Consider the following 14,298-nt stretch of genomic DNA (forward strand, 5'->3'; position numbering starts at 1 on the left):
AGGGGGGCGCCCGCACGCGGCTGCCGCCCACCCTCGTCCCGACAGGTGAGCGGCAGCCGACAGGGAAACCAGGAACCGTGCCCGCGGCCCCGGTCAGAAACGGCCGACCGCTCCCCGGCGACGGCGCAGGTACCAGACACCGCCGCCGACCGCGGCCGCGGCCACCAGGCCACCGCCCGTGACGAGCGTGAGCGTGCCCCGGTCCTCCGAACCGCCCCCGAGCCCTCCGCGGACGCCGCGCGAGGGCGCCGTCGTGGAGGAGGACGTCGGCGCCGCGCCGACGGTGACGGTCCTCGGTCCCGCCGATGAGCCGTCCTTGCAGGCGACGAGCACCGTGTAGGTGCCCGCCCCGACGTTCCGCCACGAAGCGGTGCCGTTCATCAGCTCCGCCTGCTGGCCGCCGGCGAAGCTCGCGTTGGTGCCGCCCATGAGCGAGGCCGTGCCGCCACCGCTACCGCACGCGGTGGTGGTGGCCGTCACGGTGGATCCGGTGGCGGTGACGGTGAGGTCGCTGCCCGCGAACGCCGACGGGGCGCTCAGGGCCAGCGGCAGCGCGGCGGCGGCGACGGTCACGCCGGCCCGGACACATATCTGAGTGGTACGCATGAGTCTGCCCTCCGGTGACACGGGAGGCGGTACAACCCATGCGCCGCCGAGAGTCGGGGATCGCCCGTGCTACCTGACGAAGAGCCAACGCGGCGGGAGCGGCCGGCGCATGCGGACGGCCGCCGGGCAGGTGACTAAATCCATCGTCCGGCGCACAAGCCGGCGCGGGACGCGTCGACCGGAGAGCCGTCCGGCGACAGACCGGCGCGGAGCCCGTAGCCGAGCACAGGTCAGCGCGGGGCCGGAGCCAGGCCCTCCGCCACCAGCCCCTCGTACACGGCCTGGCCGAGCGCCTGGACGGCGGACTGCGGGCGGACCATCACGGTGAACTCCTTGATCCGTCCCTCCTCGTCGAAGTGCAGCAGGTCGATGCCGTGGACCTCCTTGCCGTTCACGGTGGTGCGGAAGAGCAGCACGTCCGACTCGGCCTCGGTGCCGTCGACACTGGTCCGCGCCCGGCCCGCGTACTCGCCTACGTACCGGAAGTCCTCGAACGTCCGCAGCAGGACGCCGAAGAGCCCAAGGACCGCGGGGCGCCCGTCGAAGGGCGTGAACTTCACCGGGCTGTAGAGGCGGACGTCCGGCGTGAACAGCTCCGCGATCCCATCGAGGTCACGCTGCTCGACGAGAGCGCGGAAGCGTGCGGCGGTGGGGTGGGTCATGGTGCCTCCATAGTCATGAATCTGAGTAGTCATATTCATGACTATGATGAGGGTACGAGGCGGCGCGAGGGAAGGGGGCCGGACCATGGCTCTGCGGCACGCGGTGCTCGCGGCACTGCTGGACGGCGAGTACAGCGGCTACCAACTGGCCAAGGGCTTCGACATCGGCGTGGCCAACTTCTGGCACGCCCTGCCCCAGCAGCTCTACGCCGAGTTGGCGAGGCTGGAGGCGGAGGGCCTGGTCGCCGGGCGGGAGGTGGTCCAGGAGGGCCGGCCCAACAAGCGGCTGTTCAAGGTCACCGAGGAGGGCCTCGCCGAGATGGAGCGGTTCGCCGCCCGCGCCGCGAAACCGTCCTTCATCCGCGACGACCTGCTGGTCAAGGTGCAGGCCGTCGACGGCGTGGCCGCCGCCCCGGTGATCGAACAGCTCGCGGAACGGGCCACGGCCGCCGACGCGAAGATCGAGGTCCTGGAGAAGTTCCTGGTCCGGCTGCGGGGCGATGCCGAGGAGGAGGACTTCCTGCGCACGGGCGAGCGCGTCGGCCCCTATCTGACGTGCCTGCGCGGGCTCGCCTTCGAGCGGGAGACACGGGACTGGTGCCGGCGGGCTGCGGCCCTGCTGACCGAGCGGGCTTCCGCCGCGCCTTGAGGACCTGATGCGGACCGGGCGCGGACCCGGAGCGGGTCAGCCGAGCCGTTCGAGGGTCTCGACGACCTGGCGGGCGCCGTCCTCGCGGGCGAGGGCGTCGGCGACGCTCCGGGCGCGGGTGCGCAGGACGGGACTGTGGACGGCCACGGTGACGGCCTGCGCCAGGCTCGGCGCCGTCAGCCGCTGGAAGCACAACGGCCGGGGCGAGAGCCCGAGGTCGTGCAGGCGGTTGGCCCAGAAGTGCTGGTCCAACTGGACCGGTACGGGGACGGCGGGGGTGCCCGCGCGGAGCCCGGCCGCGGTGGTGCCGGCCCCGGCGTGGTGGATCACGGCGGCCGTCCTGGGGAAGAGCCAGGCGTGCGGGACCTCCTGCACGGTGATCACGTCGTCGTTCTCGGCGTGCAGACCGCTCCAGCCCGCCTGGACGATGCCGCGCACCCGGGCCCGGCGCATGGCGTCGACGAGCAGGGAGCTCAGTCGCTCGGACTCGGCGGTGACGAAGCTGCCGAAGCCGGCGAAGACCGGGGGCGGTCCCGCGCCGAGGAAGTCGAGGAGTCGCGGTTCGGGCTTCCAGCCGGGCGGGGTCCGCGGCCACCAGTAGCCGCTCACCCGGTGCCCGTCGGGCCAGTCCGCGGGCCGCGGGACGATGCGCGGGCTGAAGCCGTGCAGGACGTGACGCCCGCGCGGCAGGCCGAGCGGTCCGCTGAACCTCCTTCGTGGCAGGCCGAGTTCGCGGCGCAGCGCGGTGACGGCGGGCGCGAAGATCCGCTCGCTGCCGAGCCACAGGGCGTGTGCTGCCAGCCGGTTGCCGTGGGTGCCGAAGGTACGGGCGCCGGTGATCATCGGCGGATGGGCGCCGGACGGGTGGACCGGCTGGAGGTAGACCCCGATGCTCGGCAGCCCCAGGGCCTCGCCGAGCGCCGCGCACATCGGGTCGGTGACGGTGGAGCTGAGGATGGCGTCGGTGCCCGCCCGGACGGCGTCCGCGACCCCGGCGGTCAGGCCGGGCATGAACGCCCGTGCCATCCGCATCAGTTGGGTCAGGGCGACGGGCGGGCTCACCGCCTTGGCGAGGCCCTGGCCGGTCCGCGAGGCCAGCTCCTGCCGCGGGTCGACGGGCAGCGGCCGGAAGCCGAGCCCGTGGGCGGTCACCGCCCGTTCGAAGCGCTCATGAGTGGCCAGGGACACCTCGTGGCCCGCCGAGCGCAACCGCACGCCCAGGCCCGTGTACGGGGCGACGTCGCCCCAACTCCCCGCCGTCACGATCAGTACGCGCACCGCGTCAGGATGTCAGACGCCGCCCGCGGGCGCAGGGTGTCGTGGGCCCGGCATGCCGTCCCGCCGGATGAGGTCCGCCGCCTTCTCCGCGATCATGACGGTCGCGGCGTTCGTGTTGACCGAGACGATCGTCGGCATGACCGAGGCGTCCACGACCCGCAGGCCTTCGAGGCCGTGCACGGTCAGGTCCGGCGCCACCACCGCGTCCGGTCCGGTACCCATCGCGCAGGTGCCCACGGGGTGGAAGTACGGGCCCACGGCCGCGGCGAGGTAGTCGCGCAGCCCCGCCTCGTCGGTGACGCCCGGACCGGGCAGCACCTCGCGCGGCGCCCACTGTGCGAACGGGGGCGCGGCCGCGATCTCCCGTGCGGTCGCAATGCCCTGGAGCAGGCGCCGGACGTCCGACTCCCGGCCCAGGTAGTGGGGGTCGATGAGCGGCGGGGTGTCCGGGTCGGGCCCGGCCAGCCGCACCGAACCGCGGCTCTCCGGAACGGTGGCCACCGCCAACGTGAACCCGTTGGCCGGGACCGGCATCGTGGGCGGGTGGTACGGCACGTGGATGCAGAGCAGCTGCAGGTCGGGCCCCGAGGCGGTGGCGTCGCTGCGCCAGGACAGGGAGGTTTCGGCGAGGCTGGTCCGCGGCGGGGGAAGAGTGCAGCCGGCCTCGTGGACGACGGGGCAGAGCGGGTGGTCGTGCAGATTGCGGCCGACCCCGGGCAGGTCGTGCCGGACGGTGACGCCCGCCTTCCGCAGGTCGTCGGCCGGGCCGATGCCGGAGAGCAGTAGGAGCCGGGGCGAGTCGACGGCCCCGCAGCTCACGATGGTCTCCGCCGTCGCACGGGCGGTGTGCCGGTCGCCGTCACGCTCGAACTCCACGCCGACGCAACGGTCACCGTCGAAGAGCAGGCGCAGCGCGCGGGAGCCGGTCGAGACGGTGAGGTTGCTCCTGTCGGCCCGCACGGGGTGGAGGTAGGCGTGGGCGGCGGACTGCCGCGCGCCCCGCGAGATGTTCAAGTCATGCCAGCCGACGCCCTCTTGGGTCGCCCCGTTGAAGTCATCAGTCCGGATGAACCCGACCGAGGTCGCGGCGTCGACGAAGTCCTGGGAGAGCGGGTGGCCGCCCTCCTCCGCGGTCTCCGGCAGCAACGGCCCATCGTGTCCCCGGTATTTGGGGTCCCTGCCGTGGACGGTCTCCATCCGCTGGAAGTACGGCAGCGTCTCGTCGTACCCCCAGCCCGTACAGCCCAGAGCCGCCCAGCGGTCGAAGTCCGCACGGTGCCCACGCAGGTGGATGAGCCCGTTGATGGCACCGGAACCACCCAGCGTCCGCCCCCGGGGAAAGGCCCGCGCGGTCCCGTCGGCACCGGTCTGCCGGACCGTGGTGTAGCCGTGGTCGACCTCGGACCCCTGGAGCGCGGGCCAGGCCATGGGCACCGAGATCTCGGGCTTGACGTCCTCCCCGCCGGCCTCGATCAGCAGGACCCGGCTCTCCGGGTCCTCGGACAACCGGGCAGCCACCACACATCCGGCCGACCCGGCCCCCACCACGACGTAGTCCCACTCACCGAGCAACATCTGCCCCATCTTTCACGGAAACCGCCAACTGACCTAGTGCACAGGCGCTTTGATGGGACCCGCCGCGGCTCACCCCGTCGTCCTGACCGTCCGCTCGGGCGTATAGCCGCCCCACGTTCCGTCCGGGAGCTTGGGGCGGATTCTCACTCGGTGGGACTCCCCGGCCTTCCTGCCGATGTAGAAGCTGTGTTCCGCCTTGTCCTCCGGTGCCGTGCCGCCGAAGACGAGGGAGGTGGCGGTGCGGCCGTCGAGCCGGATCTGGTACTCCGCGACCGCCCCGCCGGTCCGCGGGGGGACCCAGGACAAGTCGATGTAGTACGCCCCACCCTTCTCGTGCGTGCCGGCCCGGAAGGCGGTGGGCGCGGTGCCGCGCCCGGAGCCCTTGCCGCTCCCGGCCGTGGTGAGACGGATCCGCGTGCCGGCGGGGGAGAAGTTGTCGGCGGCGTCGCGCGCCTTCACCGTGAAGGTGTAGTCCGTGCCCGGCCGCAACCCGGTGACCAGCGTCGCGGTCTGGCCCCCGCCCACGCTGTGGACCTTCGAACCGCCCTGATAGATCTCGTACGAGGCCACGCGCCGGTTGTCCGACGACTTCCCCCACGAGAGCATCGCCGAACTGCTCCCCGCCGCCCGGCCCGTCAGGCGCCCGGGCCGCGAGGGGGCCTCGCGGTCCGCCGCGGCCGCCGCGGGCATCGTGACGGACAGCCGCTCGCTGTCCTCGCTGACATTGCCTTCGGCGTCCCGGGCGCGGACGGTGAACGTGTACGTGGCGTCGGGTTCGAGCCCGACGACGTCCACCATCGTCTCGCCGCCCAAAACCTCCCTCACTCTTTTGGCGCCGCGATACACCTCGTACCCGGTGACCTCCCTGTCGTCGGTGGCCCGGTTCCACATGACGTGCGCGGTGGTGGAACTGCCCGCCTGCACGGTGAGCCCGCGCGGGGCCGCCGGGGGATGGGTGTCGCCGGCGTCGTCGCCGCTCCACGCGCAGCCGCCGAGTGTCATCACGGTCACGGTGACCGCGGTCAGCAGGGTGAGAGGGGCGGACAGTTGGGGGATCCGTCGCACGGTGCTGCCTTCCACTCGACGGCATTGGTCCGGACCTATTTGACACAGGTGACGGGGGCACATCAAGGGGTCGGGCTGAGTACGAGGTGAGAACGGGCCTGACTGCGAGGCCGCGTACCGAGCCGAGTGCGAGGCTGCGCACCGAGCCGGGCGTGGGGCTTATGACCGTGCGTGACGTGGGATACGTGGCTGACAAGCCGTCAGTCTTCCCCTGCGAAAGGTTCCTTCTCGTGCGTATCAGAACGGTGGCCGTGGTCGCCGCGGCCGGCGCCACCCTGCTCGCCCCCGCCGCGTACTCCGCCGCCGCCCAGCGGCCCGCCGCCGAAGCGAACGCCCCGGGCGGGGAGGGGACCGTGCGGGCGGCCGATCTGCTCGCCGCGACCAAGACCTGCACGGAGATCTCACACGGCAAGTACCGCACCGACGACGGCGCCCGCGCCGTCGTCCCCGTCTGCGGGACGCGCGACGCGGTGTTCTGGACGGCGGACATGGACATCGACTGCGACGGCCGGCCGACCACGGCCTGCAACCGCCGCACCGACCCGCTGTTCCTCCACACCACGGCCTTCCAGCAGTCCGACGGCCGGCACCTGGCCGCTGAACACCTGCCCTACGTCGTCGTGCCCGGCCCGAGCCACCGCTGGAACCACACCCGGCACGGCGTCACCGGCGGCACCGTCGCGGCCGTCGTCCACGGCGACAAGGTCCAGTACGCCGTCGTCGGCGACACCGGGCCGGTCGACCTCATCGGCGAGGCGTCGTACGCGACGGCTCAGGCGCTCGGCATCCGTCCCGACCCGCGGTCGGGGGGTACGGCCGCCGACGTCACGTACATCTTCTTCAAGGGGTCCAAGGCCGTCCCGATCGAGAGCCACCGGGCCGCGGTCGACCGGGGCGAGGTGCTGGCCCGGCGGTTCGTGCGGGGCGATCAGGGCCTGTCGTCGCGTGGGTGAGGCGGCCGTGGCACCCCGGGCCAGGCCTTCCGGTCAGACCTTCCGGTAGGTGTACGCCTCCGTGGCCGCCGCCTCGACCGCGGCGAGATCGGCGCCGGCCGACGCGGTCACCACCGCCGCCACCGCGCCCTCCACGAACGGGGCATCCAACAGGCGTGCCCCGTGCGGGAGTTCGTCGCCCTCGGCGAGCAGCGCCTTCACGGTGAGGACGGCGCTGCCGAGGTCGGCGAGGAGGGCGACGCCGGCGCCGCGGTCGACCCGCTCGGCCGCGGCCGAGATGAGCGCCGCGCTCGTGCCGAGGCCGCCGTCCTGTGTCCCGCCGGCCGCCGCCACAGGTGCGATCGTGCCGCCGCCCGCGAGGCCCGTGGCGAGCGCGGCGACCGCCTCCGCGACGGGGCCGCTGTGCGACACGAGGACGATGCCGACCAACGGGGCGTCAGCCACGGCCGCCCTCCGTCCTGCCGTCGCCCTCCGCGGCCTCGGCGAGCGCCTCGAAGAGCAACGCGGCCGACGTCGCGCCCGGGTCCTGGTGGCCGATGCTGCGCTCGCCCAGATAGCTCGCCCGGCCCTTGCGCGCCTGGAGCGGCGTCGTGGCCAGGGCCCCGTGCAGCGCGGCCTCCCGGGCGGCGTCGAAGGACTCGCCGAGCGCGTCGAGCGCGGGGACGAGCGCGTCCAGCATCGTCTTGTCCCCGGGCGCGGCGCCGCCGAGCCCGGCCACCGCGTCGACGCCACTCCGCAGCGCGTCGGCGAACTCCGCCTCGTCCACCTCGGCCGCATCGCCCAGCGCCTTGCCGGTGCGGCGCAGCAACGTACCGTAGAGCGGCCCCGACGCCCCGCCCACCGTCGAGATCAACTGCCGCCCGGCCAGCGTGAGTACGGCCCCTGGAGTATCCGGCGCCTCCTTCTCCACAGCGGTCACGACGGCGGTGAACCCGCGCCGCAGATTGCTGCCGTGGTCGGCGTCGCCGATGGGCGAGTCCAGCTCCGTGAGCCGGTCCGCCTCGCGGTCGACGGCGGCGGCGGTGCCCACCAGCCAGCGGCGGAAGAAATCGGCGTCGAGCATGGGGTCTCCTTGCGTTGTCGTGGGTGCGGGGCGCCTGCGCTCAGGAACAGACGGCCGTGGCGATGCGGAAGGGCGCTCAGACTCCCCAGCGAAGGCCGGGCGTGCGGACCGGGGCGTCCCACAACCCGAGCAGCTCCTCGTCGACCTGGCAGAGCGTCACGGAGGCACCGGCCATGTCCAGCGAGGTCACGTAGTTGCCGACGAGGGTGCGGGCGACGGGTACGCCGCGCTCGACGAGGACGCGGTGGACCTCGGCGTTGAATCCGTACAGTTCGAGCAGGGGGGTCGCGCCCATGCCGTTGACGAGCAGCAGGACGGGATTGCGCGGGTCGAGGTCCTCCAGTACGGCGTTGACCGCGAAGTCGGCGATCTCGCGCGAGGTCATCATGGGCCGCCGCTCGCGTCCCGGCTCCCCGTGGATGCCGACGCCCAACTCCAGCTCACCGGCCGGGAGTTCGAAGGTGGGGCTGCCCTTGGCGGGCGTGCTGCAGGCGCTGAGCGCGACGCCGAAGCTGCGCGCGTTCTCGTTGACCCGCCGGGCGACGGCCTCCACCCGTTCCAGGGGCATGCCCGCGTCGGCGGCGGCGCCCGCGATCTTCTCCACGAAGAGGGTGGCGCCGGTGCCGCGCCGCCCGGCGGTGTAGAGGCTGTCGGTGACCGCCACGTCGTCGTTGACGAGCACCTTGGCCACCTGGATGCCCTCGTCCTCGGCGAGCTCCGCCGCCATGTCGAAGTTGAGCACGTCGCCCGTGTAGTTCTTCACGACGAAGAGCACGCCCGCGCCACTGTCCACGGCGGCGGCCGCCCGCACCATCTGATCGGGAACGGGCGAGGTGAACACCTCGCCGGGGCAGGCGGCCGAGAGCATCCCCGGCCCCACGAACCCGCCGTGCAACGGCTCGTGCCCCGACCCGCCGCCGGAGACGAGGGCGACCTTCCCGTCGACGGGGGCGTCCCTGCGTACGATCACGCGGTTCTCGACGTCGATCGTCAGCTCGGGGTGAGCGGCGGCCATCCCGCGCAGCGCGTCGGCGACGACGGTCTCGGCGACATTGATCAGCATCCTCATGGATACCTCCTGGGAAGGTTGGCAGGCAGGTCCCTCACCTGTGTTTTTGCTGGTCGGAGCGGGTGGAAGTAGTTTTCGATCTTGGCGGTTCGTGACGGCGTGGAGCGGGTCCCGGCGGTACTGATGCTGACTCAATGCTGACTTTTGTGACGCCTCGTCAGGGCATGTGGGCGTTTGGGCGTTCGGTCGGTCGGATGCGGCTTGGTCGGGACCCCTGCTGTCGGCAGTATCGGCCTTGCGGCAGCGAAGGTCACGCGCGAGAACGGCATGGGCGCGCCCCGGTCCGTCAGGAGCCGTGCGGTGGTGGTCGCATACCGGTGCCGTGGTGTGTCGGGCCTCGACATCAGGTGCTGTAGGTGCTGTGGGGGGACACTTCATCCCCCGGCTTGCAGACACGCCGGGGGCTCGTTGCCGCAGGGTTGGGCATCTCGGTGGTGCCCGGTGTGGCCGCGGGCGCCATCCCGCAGGATGTGAAATGGCTGCGTGTCGAGGATCCCGTGTTCGTATTCAAAAAACAGACCGCGATAGGTACGGCGCACGACGCGTCGGCCGGCGCGCGAGCCATGTTGCAAGCGACAGGCCGCCCGCGCGCCGTGCGCGACGAGATCACCGGACGCAGAGCGGGGCGGACTGCAGCCGTTGCATCCACAACGAGCTGATGTACTGGCCGTTCTTCACGGCGTACTCGCGGAAGATCCCGATGTCGGAAAAACCGAACCTGCGGTGCAAGGCCACCGAGGCGTCGTTCGGCAGGGCGATGCCTGCGAGTGCGACGTGTACCGGTTCTTCGGCCAGGAGGCCGAAGAGCTCTTGGTACAGGGAGGTTCCCAGGCCCTGTCCTCTGCTGCCCTCAACAAGCCCGACGCTCACCTCGACCGTTTCTCGGAAGGCTTCCTGATCGCGGTACATCTGGCTGCACGCATAACCGAGAACCTGGCTACCTCGGCGGGCGACGAGCATCCGGTACGGGCCCGACTCCGAGAACTGCGCGAACCAGTCGCGCCGCTCCTCCATACCCAGCGGCCTGGTGGCGAATCGGGCGTGCGAGGTCGCGGCCGCGTGATTCTGGATGGCGACGATCCCGGGCAGATCATGCGCGGTCGCCGGGGCGATATCGACAGCCGTCGGGTGAAGCTCGTACACGGACTGGTGAAACTCGTACATGGAGAGGCTCCTCAGGCCAGCGGGGACGTCATATCGGCACGCTATGGGCACCGTCGACCACACAGAACCCCGTGATCCAATACGGCTGGCGATAGGCTGCGCCTATGGCTCTGGAACTCGTGGACCTGCGCGTCTTCGTCACCGCCGCCTCCGCCGGTTCGCTATCCGCCGCGGCACGCGAGCTGCGAGTCGCGCAGCCGTCCGTCAGCGAACGCCTGCGCCGGCTGGAACGGCTCGTCGGCCGGCCGCTGCTCGATCGGTCGAGCCGAGGAGTGTCGCTGACCCCCGCGGGGGAAAGGGTGCTGCCCCACGCGCAGCGGTGCCTGGACATGGCGGCCCGGGTCCTGGACATCGCCCGAGAGGACGACACCGAGGGCACCCTGCACCTGACCACCCACGCCACCTACGCGCCGCTGGCCGTTCCCTTCGTCATCGGCGCCCTCCAACCGCTCAGGTACGGCGTCGTGGTCGATGACCAGCACAGCCCAAGCGCCTTGCAGCGCGTGGCCGCGGGCACGACCGACATCGCCATCACGCTGCCGTTGCCGCACGCCCCCGAGGTACGGCTGCACAAGTTCCGCAGTGAGCCGGTCGTCGCGGTCTGCCACCCGGACCACCCGCTCGCGGCGCGCCGTTGCGACCTCGCGCGGCTGAGCGGTCACCCCCTCGCCGTGAACCTCTGGGGCAGCGGTGCGGATCTCTTCCACGAACAGCTTCTGGACGCGCCCACCCGCGCGCATCAGATCTACCGCATCAGCTCCGCCGAGATCGCAGCCGATCTCGCGCGCTCAGGGCAGGCCATCGCCGTCCTCACTCGCGCCACGGTCGTACGCGACCTCGCCACCCGCAGCCTGGTCGAACTCGACGTGAGCGACATGCCCGAGTGGCACGTCGACCTCATGGCGGCCCACCACCGCGAACGCGCCGACGAGCCGGCCATCGCCGCCGTGATCAACGCCCTGAGCCATCTGCAACTCTGACCCACGGGAGCACAGGACGGCGCGGGGCGGGGCCGGGGGGGGGCGGGTGGACCGGCACGCTCAAAGCTGAAGGGCGGACGGTGGGGAGCGTCGGGGTGGCGAGGCTGGGGAATTGGGCGGCCGCCCTCGGCACCGCCGGGCTCGAACCGCCGAGCTCAGCCGTCCTCCCCGGGCGGCGTGCCGCAACTCGGGCCGTCCGGCCCGTCGAACCGCACCGAGCTGAGGAAGTCCCGGTACGCGGGGAAGAAGTTGCCCTTGCCGGACGGCCCGGCCGAGGTCACGGCCGTGCAGCCGCTGTACCTCGCGTCCGACCAGAGGTACACGGTCGAGGGCGTCCGGTTCCTGTCCGACGTGGCACGGTCGTTCATGCCGAGCGCCGCGAGGTCGGGGGTGCCCGGCATGAGCCTGATCATGTCTCCGGTGCCGTCGAGTCCCGAGAACATGCAGTAGTAGCCGTCGGGGCACCGGTCGTACCCGTCGGCCGCGTGAGCGGCGGAGGCCGGCACCACGACGGCGGTGGTCGCGGCCACGGCCATGACCAGCGCGGTGAGGTTCTCAGTTCCTGTCTTGGCTCGTCTTCCGGATCTTCATCCTCACCCTCATTCCCTGCTCCTCGCTGAGATGCTGTGCCCCCCTGTGTGCCAGGCGTCCGGAAGATCACCGCCTTGCCCTCAAGTGCACTTGAGGTTCTACGGTATCCGCATGACCTGCACCGTATGCAGGTCCCGCAACGAAGTGCGGCGAAGTATCACGCCGCGCCACGAGGGGGATGACATGAGGAACCAGCAGATGTCCGACGCCGAACTCGCCGGACAGCCCGCCGCGTACTGGACGGGCGTCGCGTATGAAGCGCTCATCGCCTACACCCGGGCCCAGCAGGCCGAGAAGGGGTACACCCAGCCCCAGTTCTGGCTGCTGCGCAACCTGTCGGCGAACGACATCTCGCCCGACGGCGCCGGGATGACCCTGCCGGAACTGCGGGCGGCCATGGCCTCCTACATCCGGCCGGAGGACGACCTGGCGGCGGAGGCGGCGGTGCTCGTGGAGCGCGGCTGGCTGACCCGGGACACCGCGGACCGCCTGTGGCTCACGGAAGAGGGCGAACGGGCCCGCGTCGACCTCGCCCGCAACGCCCCCGCGATCCGGGCCACCCTCCACGAGGGCATCGACGACGCCGACTACGTCACCACGGTGAAGGTGCTCCAGCGCCTGATCCGGAACGCGGGCGGGACGACGGGCTAGCGGGTCGGGGCCTCCTCCGGTCCGGCCACGGCCCGGCAGACCGGCGCCCGCGAGTGCCCGGAGCTTCGGCCGCCCGTCGCTTCGACACCGGGCGGAAACCGGCTCCTAGGAGCGGCGTTGAGGAGTCGGCACGTGACGTGTCGTGCCGTCCGGGTCCGGATCCACCCGTTGGATGCGGGCGCGTTGGACGACCTTCGGTCCCACCTCCGCTGCCTTGCGGACCAGCGCGCGTCCGTCCCAGGTCGTGGGCCAGCCCTGCCACAGCCGGAGCGTGCCGTCGACGAAGACCGCGGTGATCTGGTCGCGGTCGGCCAGCCTGACCAGTTCCCAGGACAGGTCGTAGGAGGGGGTGAGTTCGGGGACCTGGAGGTCGACGAGCAGGAAGTCGGCGGCCTTGCCCGCCGCGATCTCGCCCGTCACCTTGCCGAGCCCGACCGCGTCGGCGCTCAGGCCGGTGGCGTGGGTGACCCAGGTGCGGCCGGCGCCGCACACCGAGTCGCCGGACAGCAGGCCGTAGGTCAGGCGCTGGGCGCTCTCCGCCGCGTCGATCAGCCGGAAGCCGTTGCCCCGGGTGCCGTCGGTGCCCATGCCGAACCGGATGCCCATGGTCTGCCACATCAGCGCGTGTGCGACGGCGTTGCCCTTCCATGCGCTGGCCACCGGGTTGTAGCTGACCGCCGCGCCCGTATCGGCGAGCATGCGCATCTCGTCGGGCGTGAGCAGGGTGGCGTGGGCGCCGAGCGTGTGCGCGTTGAGGGCGCCGACGTGGTGCAGGTACGACAGCGGCCGGCGCCCCACGCTCTTGAGCGAGCGTTCGACGGAGGCCAAGTGCTCGTTGACGTGGACCTGGAAGACCGCGTCGGCGTCCGCGCACAGGTCGGCGGTCTTCTTCAGCACCTCCGCCGTCGCGTCCTCCGGGACGGGTATCGCCAGCGAGGGGTGGATCAGCCGGGAGTCCTGGAAGCGTTCCAGGTGTTCCTTGCCACCCTTGCCGTCGGAGACGACCTTGGACAGCACGCAGCGCAGCCCGGCCTCCTCCGCGGCCTTGGCGATGACGCCCACGTCGATCGGAGCGCGCGTGCCCGCGTCGGCGGCGGTGGTGAACCCGCCGCGCAGCGCCTCCAAGGCCGCGAGCTTCGCGGAGAGGTGCGCGGTCTCCTCGTCCAGGGCGTGTTCCAGCGGCTCCCACACGGTCTTGAAGATCTCCGAAGGCTGCCCGAACGCCTGCGCCTTGCCGAAGCTCTGCGTCAGATGGTGGTGGGCGTCCACGAAGCCCGGCATGAGCAGATGGCCCTTCAGCCGCACCGTGCGGGCGTCCCGGTGTTCCTGGGTGAGCTTGCGGACCGGGCCGACCGCCCGGAAGGTGCCGCCCTCCACGAGCACTGCCCGGTCCCTGACCGGCCCCTGGGGCAACAGGACCACGTCCGGTACGAGCAGCAGCCGCTTCGCGTGGAAGTCTCGGGGACCGAAGGCGTCGTGGCCTGCGCTGCCGTTGGCGTTGCCGTCGCTGTCGTGGCTCGTGTGAGTGTCGCGGCTCGCCGCCGCCGCGGGCGTGGCCCCGGCGCCGGCGGCGCCCAGTAGGCCGCCGGTCCCGACGAGCCCGGCCCCCACGACGAAGCGCCGACGCCCCACGCCCCGTGCCCCGCCGTCCTCGCCGCCCGCCTCCGGAGGAACACCCCGCACCGCGTCCACGGCGTGCGCGCCCCCTTGGTCGACACCGTGCCCACCGAGGCCGTGCCTGTCGGCGCCGCCGCCGTCGCTCGATGACCCGTCCTGCCACGCCTGCTGCACCACAGCACGCTCCTTCGCGTTCGCACAGGGAAGGCCCGGCCGCGCGGGGCGGCCGAGCCGTGGGCGCCGACCTTAAGCGACTCCGGAGGGCGGAACAAGGGTTTCGACAGCCGGAAGTGGAGCGGGGGGTTCGGAGGCAGGGCGGCGACCGTTCCCCCTCACGGACCCGTCGCGGCGGCTAGGTGGCGCAACTCGTCCGCG

At 72.2% G+C, this 14,298-nt stretch carries 15 protein-coding genes; 4 read left to right on the forward strand and 11 right to left on the reverse strand.

The genetic code is table 11. The annotated features are described in order from the left end of the window. Positions 1-93: 93 nt before the first annotated feature. Both ACZ6B8_RS23750 and ACZ6B8_RS23755 read right to left on the reverse strand, forming a co-directional pair. Positions 94-606: a hypothetical protein gene (locus ACZ6B8_RS23750; protein ID WP_471081757.1), complete on the reverse strand. Its 513-nt coding sequence runs from the start codon at positions 604-606 to the stop codon at positions 94-96. Positions 607-836: 230 nt separating this feature from the next. Continuing rightward, positions 837-1,268, reverse strand: coding sequence for a nuclear transport factor 2 family protein (locus ACZ6B8_RS23755; RefSeq protein ID WP_471608511.1), 432 nt, complete (start codon positions 1,266-1,268; stop codon positions 837-839). A gap of 85 nt (positions 1,269-1,353) precedes the next feature. Here ACZ6B8_RS23755 and ACZ6B8_RS23760 point away from each other — a divergent pair, with 85 nt between their 5' ends. Beyond that, the gene (locus tag ACZ6B8_RS23760) at positions 1,354-1,917 is read left to right on the forward strand and encodes a PadR family transcriptional regulator (protein ID WP_471608512.1); all 564 of its coding nucleotides are present in this window, start codon (positions 1,354-1,356) and stop codon (positions 1,915-1,917) included. A gap of 36 nt (positions 1,918-1,953) precedes the next feature. Here ACZ6B8_RS23760 and ACZ6B8_RS23765 read toward each other — a convergent pair whose 3' ends face one another. The 3 genes from ACZ6B8_RS23765 to ACZ6B8_RS23775 all read right to left on the reverse strand — a co-directional run bounded on the left by ACZ6B8_RS23765 (position 1,954) and on the right by ACZ6B8_RS23775 (position 5,835). Further along, the gene (locus ACZ6B8_RS23765) at positions 1,954-3,195 is read right to left on the reverse strand and encodes a glycosyltransferase (RefSeq protein ID WP_471608513.1); all 1,242 of its coding nucleotides are present in this window, start codon (positions 3,193-3,195) and stop codon (positions 1,954-1,956) included. A gap of 12 nt (positions 3,196-3,207) precedes the next feature. Beyond that, positions 3,208-4,770 carry a GMC family oxidoreductase gene (locus ACZ6B8_RS23770; RefSeq protein WP_471608514.1) on the reverse strand — a complete coding sequence of 521 codons (1,563 nt, stop codon included), beginning with the start codon at positions 4,768-4,770 and terminating at the stop codon, positions 3,208-3,210. 69 nt (positions 4,771-4,839) lie between these two features. Beyond that, positions 4,840-5,835 (reverse strand): fibronectin type III domain-containing protein, encoded by a 996-nt coding sequence (locus tag ACZ6B8_RS23775; RefSeq protein ID WP_471608515.1) that lies wholly within the window; start codon positions 5,833-5,835, stop codon positions 4,840-4,842. 230 nt (positions 5,836-6,065) lie between these two features. On the opposite strand from ACZ6B8_RS23775, the gene ACZ6B8_RS23780 reads away from it, so the two are divergent. Then, complete coding sequence (locus tag ACZ6B8_RS23780) at positions 6,066-6,788, forward strand: glycoside hydrolase family 75 protein (RefSeq protein ID WP_471608516.1); 723 nt, start codon at positions 6,066-6,068, stop codon at positions 6,786-6,788. Between the two features lie 33 nt (positions 6,789-6,821). Here ACZ6B8_RS23780 and ACZ6B8_RS23785 read toward each other — a convergent pair whose 3' ends face one another. From ACZ6B8_RS23785 to ACZ6B8_RS23800, 4 genes are all read right to left on the reverse strand, one after another. Beyond that, on the reverse strand, positions 6,822-7,232 hold the full coding sequence (locus ACZ6B8_RS23785) for a PTS-dependent dihydroxyacetone kinase phosphotransferase subunit DhaM (protein ID WP_471608517.1): 411 nt from the start codon (positions 7,230-7,232) through the stop codon (positions 6,822-6,824). After that, positions 7,225-7,851 (reverse strand): dihydroxyacetone kinase subunit DhaL, encoded by a 627-nt coding sequence (dhaL, locus tag ACZ6B8_RS23790; RefSeq protein ID WP_471081733.1) that lies wholly within the window; start codon positions 7,849-7,851, stop codon positions 7,225-7,227. The genes ACZ6B8_RS23785 and dhaL overlap by 8 nt, the downstream gene beginning before the upstream one ends. Positions 7,852-7,927: 76 nt before the next feature. Continuing rightward, a complete protein-coding gene (gene dhaK, locus ACZ6B8_RS23795; RefSeq protein ID WP_471608518.1) occupies positions 7,928-8,920 on the reverse strand; it encodes a dihydroxyacetone kinase subunit DhaK in 993 nt (330 codons plus the stop codon). A 606-nt stretch (positions 8,921-9,526) separates the two neighbouring features. Beyond that, the gene (locus ACZ6B8_RS23800; RefSeq protein WP_471608519.1) at positions 9,527-10,084 is read right to left on the reverse strand and encodes a GNAT family N-acetyltransferase; all 558 of its coding nucleotides are present in this window, start codon (positions 10,082-10,084) and stop codon (positions 9,527-9,529) included. A gap of 104 nt (positions 10,085-10,188) precedes the next feature. On the opposite strand from ACZ6B8_RS23800, the gene ACZ6B8_RS23805 reads away from it, so the two are divergent. Beyond that, the gene (locus tag ACZ6B8_RS23805) at positions 10,189-11,064 is read left to right on the forward strand and encodes a LysR family transcriptional regulator (RefSeq protein WP_471081724.1); all 876 of its coding nucleotides are present in this window, start codon (positions 10,189-10,191) and stop codon (positions 11,062-11,064) included. A gap of 155 nt (positions 11,065-11,219) precedes the next feature. Here ACZ6B8_RS23805 and ACZ6B8_RS23810 read toward each other — a convergent pair whose 3' ends face one another. Next, a complete protein-coding gene (locus ACZ6B8_RS23810) occupies positions 11,220-11,600 on the reverse strand; it encodes a peptidase inhibitor family I36 protein (RefSeq protein WP_471608520.1) in 381 nt (126 codons plus the stop codon). A gap of 238 nt (positions 11,601-11,838) precedes the next feature. Between ACZ6B8_RS23810 and ACZ6B8_RS23815 the strand changes: the two genes are divergently transcribed. Further along, positions 11,839-12,306 carry a MarR family transcriptional regulator gene (locus tag ACZ6B8_RS23815; protein ID WP_471608521.1) on the forward strand — a complete coding sequence of 156 codons (468 nt, stop codon included), beginning with the start codon at positions 11,839-11,841 and terminating at the stop codon, positions 12,304-12,306. A gap of 105 nt (positions 12,307-12,411) precedes the next feature. Here the strand turns inward: ACZ6B8_RS23815 and ACZ6B8_RS23820 are convergent, their stop codons facing one another. After that, positions 12,412-14,100 (reverse strand): amidohydrolase family protein, encoded by a 1,689-nt coding sequence (locus ACZ6B8_RS23820; RefSeq protein WP_471608522.1) that lies wholly within the window; start codon positions 14,098-14,100, stop codon positions 12,412-12,414. Between the last annotated feature and the right edge of the window lie 198 nt (positions 14,101-14,298).

The sequence above is a fragment of the Streptomyces sp. NPDC041122 genome, assembly GCF_055592445.1.